Origin of the sequence: Cupriavidus sp. MP-37, from assembly GCF_020618415.1 — a bacterium.
Classification (GTDB): domain Bacteria; phylum Pseudomonadota; class Gammaproteobacteria; order Burkholderiales; family Burkholderiaceae; genus Cupriavidus.
The window spans coordinates 2,368,213-2,380,519 of sequence record NZ_CP085344.1 but is presented as its reverse complement, the minus strand read 5'-3'; the positions used below and the strand labels follow the sequence as shown (position 1 = coordinate 2,380,519).

The 12,307-nt window shown below is 66.6% G+C and carries 10 protein-coding genes; 9 read left to right on the top strand and 1 reads right to left on the bottom strand.

All coding sequences use genetic code 11. The annotated features are described in order from the left end of the window. The first annotated feature begins 2 nt into the window (after window positions 1-2). From LIN44_RS10985 to fdhA, 7 genes are all read left to right on the top strand, one after another. Window positions 3-1,247: a sarcosine oxidase subunit beta family protein gene (locus LIN44_RS10985; RefSeq protein WP_092318251.1), complete on the top strand. Its 1,245-nt coding sequence runs from the start codon at window positions 3-5 to the stop codon at window positions 1,245-1,247. Between the two features lie 19 nt (window positions 1,248-1,266). Further along, window positions 1,267-1,563 (top strand): sarcosine oxidase subunit delta, encoded by a 297-nt coding sequence (locus tag LIN44_RS10980; RefSeq protein ID WP_227312116.1) that lies wholly within the window; start codon window positions 1,267-1,269, stop codon window positions 1,561-1,563. Continuing rightward, window positions 1,560-4,571 carry a sarcosine oxidase subunit alpha family protein gene (locus tag LIN44_RS10975; RefSeq protein WP_227312115.1) on the top strand — a complete coding sequence of 1,004 codons (3,012 nt, stop codon included), beginning with the start codon at window positions 1,560-1,562 and terminating at the stop codon, window positions 4,569-4,571. Before LIN44_RS10980 ends, LIN44_RS10975 begins: the two co-directional genes overlap by 4 nt. Beyond that, window positions 4,561-5,214 (top strand): sarcosine oxidase subunit gamma, encoded by a 654-nt coding sequence (locus LIN44_RS10970; RefSeq protein ID WP_370641561.1) that lies wholly within the window; start codon window positions 4,561-4,563, stop codon window positions 5,212-5,214. The genes LIN44_RS10975 and LIN44_RS10970 overlap by 11 nt, the downstream gene beginning before the upstream one ends. Next, entirely contained in the window at window positions 5,211-5,666 is a 456-nt protein-coding gene (locus LIN44_RS10965) for a dihydroneopterin aldolase (RefSeq protein WP_227312114.1), read from the top strand. The genes LIN44_RS10970 and LIN44_RS10965 overlap by 4 nt, the downstream gene beginning before the upstream one ends. 138 nt (window positions 5,667-5,804) lie before the next feature. Next, entirely contained in the window at window positions 5,805-6,953 is a 1,149-nt protein-coding gene (locus tag LIN44_RS10960; protein ID WP_227312113.1) for a porin, read from the top strand. Between the two features lie 155 nt (window positions 6,954-7,108). Continuing rightward, window positions 7,109-8,308, top strand: a complete 1,200-nt coding sequence (gene fdhA / locus LIN44_RS10955) for a formaldehyde dehydrogenase, glutathione-independent (RefSeq protein WP_227312112.1) — start codon at window positions 7,109-7,111, stop codon at window positions 8,306-8,308. 118 nt (window positions 8,309-8,426) lie between these two features. Here the strand turns inward: fdhA and LIN44_RS10950 are convergent, their stop codons facing one another. Then, window positions 8,427-9,458: a GlxA family transcriptional regulator gene (locus tag LIN44_RS10950; RefSeq protein ID WP_227312111.1), complete on the bottom strand. Its 1,032-nt coding sequence runs from the start codon at window positions 9,456-9,458 to the stop codon at window positions 8,427-8,429. 478 nt (window positions 9,459-9,936) lie between these two features. Here LIN44_RS10950 and LIN44_RS10945 point away from each other — a divergent pair, with 478 nt between their 5' ends. Beyond that, window positions 9,937-11,211 carry a serine hydroxymethyltransferase gene (locus LIN44_RS10945; RefSeq protein WP_227312110.1) on the top strand — a complete coding sequence of 425 codons (1,275 nt, stop codon included), beginning with the start codon at window positions 9,937-9,939 and terminating at the stop codon, window positions 11,209-11,211. A 47-nt stretch (window positions 11,212-11,258) separates the two neighbouring features. Further along, window positions 11,259-12,230, top strand: a complete 972-nt coding sequence (locus LIN44_RS10940; RefSeq protein WP_227312109.1) for a dipeptidase — start codon at window positions 11,259-11,261, stop codon at window positions 12,228-12,230. The last annotated feature ends 77 nt before the right edge of the window (window positions 12,231-12,307 follow it).

Here is a 12,307-nt window from a genome sequence, read left to right as displayed (position 1 = left end):
AAATGAGCCGCTATTCGATATTCAGCCTGTTCCGCAACGGGCTGTCGTACCACGAGAACTGGGAGAAGCAGTGGAGGAGTCCCGAGCCCAGACGCGAGTATGACGTGGTGATCGTGGGCGGCGGCGGGCACGGGCTCGCGACCGCATACTACCTTGCCAAGGAACACGGCATCACCAACGTCGCCGTGCTCGAGAAAGGGTGGATCGGCGGCGGCAACACCGCGCGCAACACCACGATCGTGCGCTCCAACTACTTGTGGGACGAGTCCGCGGCGCTCTATGAGAAGGCGATGAAGCTGTGGGAGGGCCTGTCGCAGGACCTGAACTACAACGTCATGTTCAGCCAGCGCGGCGTGATGAACCTGGCGCACACGCTGCAGGACGTGCGCGACACCGAGCGGCGCGTGAACGCGAACCGTCTGAACGGCGTCGACGCCGAGTTCCTGACCCCGGCGCAGGTCAAGGAGATCGAGCCGACCATCAACCTGAACAGCCGCTACCCCGTGCTGGGGGCTTCGATCCAGCGGCGCGCCGGCGTGGCCCGGCACGATGCCGTGGCGTGGGGCTTCGCCCGCGGCGCCGATCGCGCCGGTGTCGACATCATCCAGAACTGCCAGGTCACCGGCATCCGCCGCGACGGCGGCGCGGTGGTCGGCGTCGACACGGTGAAGGGCTTTATCAAGGCGAAGAAGGTAGCGGTCGTTGCTGCAGGCAACACCACCACGCTGGCCGACATGGCGGGCATTCGGCTGCCGCTGGAAAGCCACCCGCTGCAGGCACTGGTGTCCGAGCCGATCAAGCCGGTGGTCAACTCGGTGATCATGTCCAACGCGGTGCACGCCTATATCAGCCAGTCCGACAAGGGCGATCTGGTCATCGGCGCGGGCATCGACCAGTACACCGGCTTCGGCCAGCGCGGCAGCTTCCAGGTCATCGAAGGCACGCTGCAGGCGATCGTCGAGATGTTCCCGGTGTTCTCGCGGGTGCGCATGAACCGGCAGTGGGGCGGCATCGTCGACACCTCGCCGGACGCGTGCCCGATCATCAGCAAGACCGACGTGAAGGGCCTCTATTTCAACTGCGGCTGGGGCACCGGCGGGTTCAAGGCGACGCCCGGGTCGGGCTGGGCATACGCGCACACCATCGCGCGCGACCAGCCGCATGCGCTGAACGCCCCGTTCTCGCTGGACCGCTTCTATACCGGCCACCTGATCGACGAGCACGGCGCCGCCGCCGTTGCGCACTGAACGCTAGCAGGAGACAGACATGCTGCTGATCCAATGTCCATGGTGCGGCCCGCGCGCCGAATCCGAATTCTCTTGCGGCGGCGAGGCCGATATCGCGCGCCCGCTCGAGACCGACAAGCTGTCCGACCGCGAATGGGGGGACTACCTGTTCATGCGCACCAACACCCGCGGCAAGCACCGCGAACAGTGGCTCCATGCGCAGGGTTGCCGCCGCTGGTTCAAGGTCGAGCGCGATACCGTTTCCTATGAGATCGCGGGCTACGAGACCTTCGGCCAGCCCGCCGCCAACGCACAGCAAGGAAGGGCCAAGTCATGAGCCAGAAGGATCGTCTCGCCACGGGCGGCCGCATCAATCGCGGCAAGCCGCTGACCTTTACCTTCAACGGGCGCGTGTACCAGGGTTTCCACGGCGACACACTGGCGTCGGCGCTGCTCGCCAACGGCGTGCGCTTCGTCGCGCGCAGCTTCAAGTACCACAGGCCGCGCGGCATCATGACCGCCGACGTGGCGGAGCCGAATGCGGTGGTGCAGCTGGAGGGCGGCGCCTACACGGTGCCGAATGCGCGCGCGACCGAGATCGAGTTGTACCAGGGGCTGGTTGCGACCAGCGTGAATGCCGAGCCGGATCTCGAACGCGACCGCATGGCGGTCAACCAGAAATTCGCGCGCTTCATGCCTGCCGGCTTCTACTACAAGACCTTCATGTGGCCGCGCAAGATGTGGCCCAGGTATGAGGAGAAGATCCGCGAGGCGGCCGGCCTGGGCAAGGCCCCCACGACGCTGGATGCCGACCGCTACGACAAATGCTACGCGCACTGCGACGTGCTGGTGGTCGGCGGCGGGCCGACCGGCCTCGCCGCCGCGCATGCCGCGGCGGTGAGCGGCGCGCGCGTGATCCTGGTCGACGACCAGTGCGAGCTCGGCGGCAGCCTGCTGTCCGGGCGCGCCGACATCAATGGCAAGCCTGCGCTGCAGTGGGTCGCCGAGATCGAGGGCAAGCTGCGCAAGCTGCCCGACGTGACCATCCTGTCGCGCAGCAATGCCTTCGGCTACCAGGACCACAACCTGGTTACCGTGACGCAGCGCCTGACCGATCATCTGTCGGTATCGATGCGCCACGGCTCGCGCGAGCTGCTCTGGAAGATCCGCGCCAGGCGCGTGATCCTCGCGACCGGTGCGCACGAGCGTCCGATCGTGTTCGGCAACAACGACCTGCCCGGCGTGATGATGGCGTCGGCAGTGTCGACCTACATCCACCGCTACAGCGTGCTGCCGGGTCGCGAGGCGGTGGTGTTGACCAACAACGATCGCGGCTACCAGGCGGCGCTGGATCTGAAGGCGTGCGGCGCGAAGGTGACCATCGTCGACCCGCGCGCCACGACCAGCGGCGCGCTGCCCGCGGCGGCGAAGCGGCAGGGCGTGAACGTGATCAATGGCGCGGTCGTGGTGGCTGCCACCGGCAAGACGCACGTGAGCTCGGTCGACGTCGCCTCCTATGCCAACGGCAAGGTCGGCGGCAAGGTGTCGCGGATCGCCTGCGACCTCGTTGCGATGTCGGGTGGCCTCAGCCCGGTGCTGCACCTGTTCGCGCAGTCGGGCGGCAAGGCGCAGTGGAGCGACGAGAAAGCTTGCTTCGTGCCGGGCAAGTCGATGCAGGCGGAGACCAGCGTCGGCGCGGCCGCTGGCGAATTCAGCCTCGCGCTGGCCCTGCCGTTGGCAGTGGAAGCCGGCACCGAGGCGGCGCAGGCCGCCGGCTTCACGGCCGCAAAGCGGCCGGCCGCGCCCAAAGTCAGCACCGTCGCCGAGGGGCCGCTGCTACCGCTGTGGCTGGTCGGCAGCCGCGAGGCAGCTGCGCGCGGGCCCAAGCAGTTCGTCGATTTCCAGAATGACGTCGCGGCCTCGGACATCCTGCTGGCGGCGCGTGAAGGCTTCGAGTCGGTCGAGCACGTCAAGCGCTACACCGCGATGGGTTTCGGCACCGACCAGGGCAAGCTCGGCAATATCAACGGCATGGCGATCCTGGCGCAGGCGCTGGGCAAGTCGATTCCCGAGACTGGCACCACCACGTTCCGGCCCAATTACACGCCGGTCACGTTCGGCACCTTCGCCGGACGCGAGCTCGGCGAGTTTCTCGATCCGGTGCGCAAGACCTGCGTGCACGAATGGCATGTCGCGAAAGGCGCGTTGTTCGAGGACGTCGGCAACTGGAAGCGCCCCTGGTATTTCCCGAAGCGGGGCGAGGACCTGCACGCCGCGGTGAAGCGCGAATGCCTGGCGGTGCGCAACAGCGTTGGCATACTCGACGCGTCGACGCTTGGAAAGATCGACATCCAGGGCCCGGACGCGGTCACGCTGCTGAACTGGGTGTACACCAATCCCTGGAGCAAGCTCGAAGTCGGCAAGTGCCGCTATGGGCTGATGCTCGATGAGAACGGCATGGTGTTCGACGACGGCGTGACCGTGCGGCTCGGCGAACAGCATTTCATGATGACCACGACCACCGGCGGCGCCGCGCGCGTGCTGACGTGGCTCGAGCGGTGGCTGCAGACCGAGTGGCCCGACATGAAAGTCCGCCTGTCTTCCGTGACCGACCACTGGGCGACGTTCGCGGTGGTCGGGCCGAAGAGCCGCAAGGTGCTGCAGAAGGTCTGCGCCGACATTGACTTTGCCAACGCGGCCTTCCCGTTCATGAGTTACCGCAACGGCACCGTGGCAGGCGCCAGGGCGCGCGTGATGCGCATCAGCTTTTCGGGCGAGCTGGCGTACGAGGTCAACGTGCCGGCCAACGCTGGCCGCGCGGTGTGGGAAGCGCTGATGGCCGCCGGCGCCGAGTTCGACATCACGCCGTACGGCACCGAGACCATGCACGTGCTGCGTGCCGAGAAGGGCTACATCATCGTCGGCCAGGACACCGACGGCTCGGTCACGCCGTACGACCTCGGCATGGGCGGGCTGGTGGCGAAATCGAAGGACTTCCTCGGCAAGCGTTCGCTGACGCGTTCGGACACGGCGAAGGAGGGCCGCAAGCAGTTCGTCGGCCTGCTGACCGACGACGCGCAGTTCGTGCTGCCCGAGGGGGCGCAGATCATCGCGCCGGGCACGCAGGTGTCGACCACCGAGCCGACGCCGATGATCGGCCACGTGACGTCGAGCTATTACAGCCCGGTCCTGCAGCGCTCGATCGCGCTGGCCGTGGTGAAGGGCGGCCTGGGCAAGATGGGCGAGAGCGTCGCCATCCCGCTGGCCAATGGCCGCCGCGTGATGGCAAAGATTGCCAGCCCGGTTTTCTACGATACCGAAGGAGTGCGCCAGAATGTGGAATGAACAAGGTATGGCCTCGGCATTGGCCGACGCGCCGGTAACAACCGCCCGCACGCGCGACGTGCGCCTGGAGTCGCCGCTGGTCGGCGCGGCCAGCCTGCTGGAAGCTCCGCACCTGCGCGGATCGATGTACTTCACGGTGCGCGAGCGGCAGTTCCTCGATCTGGTCATGGTGCGCGGCGAGTTGGCCGATGCTGCGTTCGTCGATGCGTTCGAGGGCGTGGTCGGCTGCTGTCCGCCGGCCGCACCGAACACGTGTGCGCGCAGTGCTGCGTACGACGTACTGTGGCTGGGCCCGGACGAATGGCTGGTGCGCTCGAACGCGCCGGTGCCGGCCGGCGTGCTGGAGGACAAGCTGGCGCCGGCCATCGCCAGCTCGTATGCGACCGCGGTCGACGTCGGCAGCGGCTACACGGTGGTCGAAATCAGCGGGGATCGTGTGCGCGATGTGCTGGCCCGGGGTTGCCCCCTGGACCTGCATCCGCGCGTGTTCCAGGTCGGACAATGCGCCCAGAGCCATTACTTCAAGGCTCCGGTCATACTCGTGCCGACCGGCGACGACCGCTTCGAGATCGTGGTGCGGCGCAGCTTCGCGGACTACTTCTGCCGCATTCTGCTTGACGCGGCGACGCCGCTACTGTCATGAAGCCGGTCGAGAACGCGTTCACCGGGCCGCTGGCGGGGCGCGACGCGCTTGGTGCCGCGCTGCTGCCGGGGCGCGGCTGGAGCGTGTTTGTCGATGCGCTGACAGTGCCGGTGCGCATCGGCATCCATCCGCACGAGCACGACGCCCCGCAGCCCATCGTGATCGACGCGCGCCTGGGCTACCGCAGCGAGCCGAGCGAGCAGACGGCATGGATCGACTACGAGGGCTATTGCAACCGCGTCGCGGCGTATCTGGCGCGCAAGCCGCACACGCGCCTGCTCGAGACGCTGGTGGCGGATATCGCGGAGCTGTCGTTCCGCGAATGGCCCGCGCTCGACACGCTTGCGCTCGCGGTGCACAAGCCGAAGATCCGGCCGGGCACGCAGCGCGTCGGCGTGGAGCTGGAATGGACCCGCGCCGACTACCTGCAGCGCCGCGGCAAGCCGGCCTGAGCGATGGCCGGTGTGGTGGTTGGCGGCCCCGGGGCCGCGCAATGGCGGCGCAGGGCAAGCCTGCGTCGCGTCTTGCATGCATCCGGCACGGCCCTGGGCACTACTCTCGTAGGCGCAACGATACGAGGAGGAAAGCCAATGAAAAAAACCACGCTGGGGCCGGCCGCGGCCCTGTTGTTTTCCGTGCCGGCCTTTGCCCAAAGCGGCGTCACGCTGTACGGCATCATCGACGAAGGCATCAACTACACCAACAATGTCGGCGGCGACCGGCTGATCGAGATGCAGAGCGGCTTCGCCCAGGGGAGTCGCTGGGGCCTGAAGGGCTCGGAAGACCTGGGAGGTGGCGTCAAGGCGCTGTTCCAGCTCGAGAACGGCTTCAGTGCCAGCACCGGCCGGGCCGCGCAGGGTGGCGCGATGTTCGGCCGGCAGGCCTATGTCGGGCTTGCCGACGACCGGCTGGGAACCGTCACGTTGGGGCGCCAGTATGATTCCGTGATCGACTACCTGGCGCCGACGACCGTAGTCGGGAACTGGGGCGGGTATCTGTTCGGCCACCCTTACGACAACGACAACATGGTCTACTCGTTCCGTGTCAACAACACGGTCAAGTACACCAGCCCCTCGCTCGGCGGCTTCCAGTTCGGAGGCACCTACAGCTTCAGCAACGACACCAGCTTCGCCAACAACCGCCAGTTCGGCGCGGGGATGCAGTATGCGAACGGTGGATGGCTGCTGGCGGCGGCCTACCTGCAGGCGGACCATCCGTCCGCCACGGCGAACGGCGCCATCAGCAGCGGCGGCGACCAGAACTTCCTTGCCAGGAGACTGCGCATCTTCGGCGCGGGCGTCAACTACACCTTCGGCGCGGCGACCGCCGGCTTTTCCTACTCGAACACGAACCTGACGCAACCGTTGTCGACCTCGTATATCTCGGGTTCGATCCTGCCGGCGGCCGGCACGCTCGATGCGCTCAAGTTCCAGAATTTCGAGTTCAACTTCAAATACCAGTTCACGCCGGCGTTCTATGCCGGGGCGGTCTACACGCTGACCACGGAGAAGTTCCAGGCGTCGTCGGGCGAGGCCAGGCCCAGGGTGCACAGCATCGGGCTGATGGCGGACTACAACTTTTCGAAGCGCACCGACGTCTATCTGCAGGGCGTCTACCAGCGCGTCCGCGGCGACAAGACCGGCACGGCACTGGACCAGGCCTACATACCCGGTGCGGCCGACTCGTCCTCGACGTCCAGCCAGGTGCTGGTGCGCGCGGCGATCCGTCACAAGTTCTGAGCTGCACCGGAAAACATGTCGGGCCCGTTCAAGCGCGCGTCGGATTTTGCACAAGGCGCCGCCATGCCGCGCATTACTCTCGAAGGCACATGCCGCGCATGCGGTGCCGGGCGGCGCGGCCGCGGCATGCCTCAAAAAGACATGGAGACAAGGCAATGAGCAAGAACCGGGGTGTCGTCTATCTTGGGCCGGGCAAGGTCGAGGTGCAGAACATCGGCTATCCGGAAATGGTCGATCCAAACGGGCGCGCGATCGGCCACGGCGTGATCCTCAAGGTCGTCAGCACGAATATCTGCGGCTCGGACCAGCACATGGTGCGCGGCCGCACCACCGCGCCGGTCGGCCTGGTGCTGGGCCACGAGATCACCGGCGAGGTGATCGAGGTCGGGCGCGACGTCGAGACGCTGCGCATCGGCGACCTGGTCTCGGTGCCGTTCAACGTTGCCTGCGGCCGCTGCGCCATGTGCAAGGAACAACATACCGGGGTCTGCCTGAACGTCAATCCGTCGCGCGCCGGCGGCGCGTACGGCTACGTGGACATGGGCGGCTGGATCGGCGGGCAGTCGGAATACGTGATGGTGCCGTACGCCGACTTCAACCTGCTGAAGTTTCCCGACCGGGACCAGGCGATGGCGAAGATCCGCGATCTCACCTGCCTGTCGGACATCCTGCCGACCGGCTACCACGGCGCCGTGACCGCAGGCGTGAAGCCGGGCGCTACCGTGTACATCGCCGGCGCCGGCCCGGTCGGCATGGCCGCCGCAGCCTCGGCGCGCCTGCTGGGCGCGGCCTGCACCATCGTCGGCGACATGAACCCGGCGCGCCTTGCCCATGCCAGGGCGATGGGATTCGAGGTGGTAGACCTGTCGCAGGACGCGACGCTGGGTGAGCAGATCGCCGCCATCCTCGGCACGCCGGAGATCGATTGCGCGGTCGACTGTGTCGGCTTCGAAGCCCACGGCCATGGCGCGTCAGGCCACGTGGAAGAGGCGCCCGCGACGGTACTGAACTCGCTGATGGAGATCACCCGTCCCGCCGGCGCGATCGGCATCCCGGGCCTTTACGTCACCGATGATCCGGGCGCGAAGGATGCCGCGGCGCAGCGCGGCAGCCTGAGCATCCGCTTCGGCCTCGGCTGGGCCAAGTCGCATTCCTTCCACACCGGGCAGACGCCGGTGCTGAAGTACAACCGCAACCTGATGCAGGCCATCCTCCACAATCGCCTGCCCATTGCGGAAATCGTCAATGTCACGGTGATTTCGCTGGACCAGGCGCCGGAAGGCTACCAGCAGTTCGACGGCGGCGCACCGCGCAAATTCGTCATCGACCCGCATGGGATGCTGGCGGCCGCCTGAGCGGCCGCGCGCCGCGCGAAAGTAGGCGGCACCAAGAAAGAAGGGCGGCTCATGGGCCGCCCCTTTCCATTGGCGCTGGTTCCGCCGAATCAGCGCAATGCCGCCGCCTGCGGTCCGTTCATGCGTGCAGCACCGGCGCATACGCCTGCACCGGCACCTTGGCATGGGCTGCCGGCTTGGCCAGCGGTGCCGCCTGCGCCCGCCGCTCGCGCGTCGGCGCGACCCCGAACGCCTCCCGGTAGCTCTTGCTGAAATGGCACGCGGACTGGAAGCCGCACGCCATGGTGATGTGCATGATCGACATGTCGGTCTGCAGCAGCAGCTCGCGCGCGCGGCGCAGGCGCAGCGTCAGGTAATAGTGGGTCGGCGTCATGCCGAGATGGTCGCGGAACAGGCGCTGCAGCTGACGCTGCGACATGCTGGCAAGGCGCGCGAGCTCCTCGCGCGACAGCGGTTCTTCGATGTTGTTCTCCATCAGCGAAATCACCTCGAACAGCGACTTGTTCGCCGAGCCCAGCCGCGCCACCAGCGGCATCTTCTGCTGCGCACTGGTGTCGCGCACATGTTCGACGATGAACTGCTCGGCGATCTGCGTCACGCGGGCGGTGCCGACGCGCCTGGCGATCAGGTACAGCATCATGTCGAGCGGCGCGACGCCGCCGGTGCAGGTCACGCGGTCGCGGTCGATGACGAACAGTTCCTTCAGGAAGCGGGTGTCGGGAAACTCCTCCTTCAGCGCCGACATGTTCTCCCAGTGGATGGCGCAGGCATAGCCGGCCAGCAACCCTGACCTGGCCAGCGCGTAGGTGCCGGTGCAAAGGCTGCCGAGCATCAGGCCGTCGCGCGCCGCGCGCCGCAGCGTCGACAGGTGGGTGGCCCCGGTGGCGCGCTGGACGTCGATGCCGCCGCAGACGAACAGGATGTCCGGCCGCCCGATGCTGTCCACCGGAGCGGTATCGATGGTGAGCCCGTTGCTGGCCGTCACCGGACCGCCTTCCGGACTGACGACAGACCAGCGGTACAGCTCCTGCCCGCTCAGGTAGTTGGCCATGCGCAGCACTTCGATGGCGTTGGTAAACGCGATCATCGTGAAGTTTGGCAGTGGCATGAAGGCGAAGTGGGACAGCGACGCGGTTCGGTCGGAGGACATGGGGGCGTTCCTTGGTGCTGTTCCGGCGGCTCTGCTGGCCTGGGAAGCCATGGCGCCGTTGTCTATGGGCTATTGATAATGCGAGCGCAACAAACGTGCCATACGGCGAAACCCTAGCAATGGGCGCGGCAACAGCCGCAAGCGCCGCAATGCGCCCGCATTGCACCGTACTTGCGACCTAGCCATGGCGGCTGGCGTGCCGGGCGCACCGTGCCGGTGCGGGGCGTGGAAGGCCTGCGGACACGTCACGCGCCTTGGCGCGTGCGTACCGCTTCGCTTGCCTCCAGCGCCCTACTTGTTCAAATCGGACGCGAATGGCGGAATTGGAAAAGAACGCGTCTGAATTCGCCAACCGGCGAAAAACGCGAACGACAAGAATAGATCCGTCGGCAACGCTGCGTGGAACCGGGCCAATCCTCCCAGGCGCAGCGGTCATCCCGCCCCGTCAGCAGCCATTTCAATCAGTCACGGAACCCCTATGTCGAACACCAAGTCTTTCTTCTCGCAGTCCCTGGCCGAGCGCGACTCGCGGGTGCGCGGCGCACTCCTGAAAGAGCTCGAGCGGCAGCAGTCGCAGGTCGAAATGATCGCTTCGGAAAACATCGTGTCGCGCGCGGTGCTCGAGGCGCAAGGCTCGGTGCTGACCAACAAATATGCCGAGGGCTACCCGGGCAAGCGCTACTACGGTGGCTGCGAGTTCGCCGATGAAGTCGAGGCGCTCGCCATCGATCGCGTCAAGCAGCTCTTCAACGCCGGCTTCGCCAACGTGCAGCCGCACTCCGGCGCGCAGGCCAACGGCGCGGTGATGCTGGCGCTGGCCAAGCCCGGCGACACCGTGCTGGGCATGTCGCTCGATGCCGGCGGCCACCTGACCCACGGCGCCCGGCCGGCATTGTCGGGCAAGTGGTTCAACGCCGTGCAGTACGGCGTGAGCCGCGACACCATGCTGATCGACTACGACCAGGTCGAGGCCCTCGCGCACGAGCACAAGCCCAGCCTGATCATCGCCGGTTTCTCCGCCTATCCGCGCAAGCTGGACTTCGCGCGCTTCCGCGCCATCGCCGACAGCGTCGGCGCCAGGCTGATGGTCGACATGGCACATATCGCCGGCGTGATCGCCGCCGGCCGCCATCCGAATCCCGTGGAGCATGCGCACGTGGTCACGTCGACGACGCACAAGACCTTGCGCGGCCCGCGCGGCGGCTTCGTGCTGACCAACGACGAAGAGATCGCCAGGAAGATCAACTCGGCGGTGTTTCCCGGCCTGCAGGGCGGCCCCCTGATGCATGTGATCGCGGCCAAGGCGGTGGCGTTTGGCGAGGCGCTGGAGCCGGCGTTCAAGACCTATATCGACAATGTGCTGGCCAATGCGCAGGCGCTTGGCGAAGTGCTGAAGGCGGGCGGCGTCGACCTGGTGACGGGCGGCACCGACAACCACCTGCTGCTGGTGGACCTGCGTCCCAAGGGGCTCAAGGGCACCCAGGTGGAACAGGCGCTCGAGCGCGCCGGCATCACGTGCAACAAGAATGGCATTCCCTTTGACACCGAGAAGCCGACCATCACGTCCGGCATCCGGCTCGGCGCGCCGGCCGCGACCACGCGCGGCTTCGGCGTGGCGGAGTTCCGCGAGATCGGCCGGCTCATCCTGGAAGTGTTCGAGGCGCTGCGCGCCAGCCCGGAAGGCGACCCGGCCACCGAGCAACGGGTGCGCCGCGAGATCTTCGCGCTGTGCGAACGCTTCCCGATCTACTGAGCCCTGACAACGACAGCCACAACAAGATGGCCGCAATGGAGCAAACCATGAGCCCCCTGCACGAAGACAGCATCATCATCGACGGCCTGAACATCTCGAAGTTCGAGCGGTCGGTGTTCGAAGACATGCGCAAGGGCGGCGTCACCGCCGCCAACTGCACCGTATCGGTGTGGGAGAACTTCACCAAGACCGTCGACAACATCGCGCTGATGAAGCAGCAGATCCGCGAGCACGGCGAGCTGCTGACACTGGTGCGCACTACCGACGACATCCGCCGCGCCAAGCGGGAAGGCAAGACCGGCGTGATCCTCGGCTTCCAGAACGCGCATGCGTTCGAGGACAATCTCGGCTACATCGAGGCATTCGCCGACATGGGCGTGCGCGTGGTGCAGCTGTGCTACAACACGCAGAACCTGGTCGGCACCGGCTGCTACGAGCGTGACGGCGGGCTGTCCGACTTCGGCCGCGAGGTGATCACCGAGATGAACCGCGTCGGCATCATGGTCGACCTGTCGCATGTCGGCGGCAAGACCTCGTCGGAAGCGATCGCCTTCTCGAAGAAGCCGGTGTGCTACTCGCACTGCCTGCCGTCGGGCCTGAAGGAACATCCGCGCAACAAGAGCGACGAGCAGCTCAAGGAAATCGCCGACGCCGGCGGCTTTGTCGGCGTGACCATGTTTGCACCGTTCCTGAAGCGCGGGATCGAGGCGACGGTCGACGACTACATCGAAGCCATCGACTATGTCGTGAACCTGGTCGGCGAGGATGCGGTCGGCATTGGCACGGACTTTACGCAGGGCTACAGCACGGAATTCTTCGACATGCTGACGCACGACAAGGGCCGCTATCGCCGCCTGACCAACTTCGGCAAGGTGATCAATCCCGAGGGCATCCGCACCATCGGCGAGTTCCCGAACCTGACCGCGGCGATGGAGCGCGCCGGCTGGAAGCCCGCACGCATCCGCAAGATCATGGGCGAGAACTGGGTGCGGGTCTTCGGTGAAGTCTGGGGCGCCTGAGCGGGCACCGCCGCCGGCAGCCACAGACGCTTCAGCACCCTTCAAGCGATTCACTACAAGACGGGACGTGCCCGCGC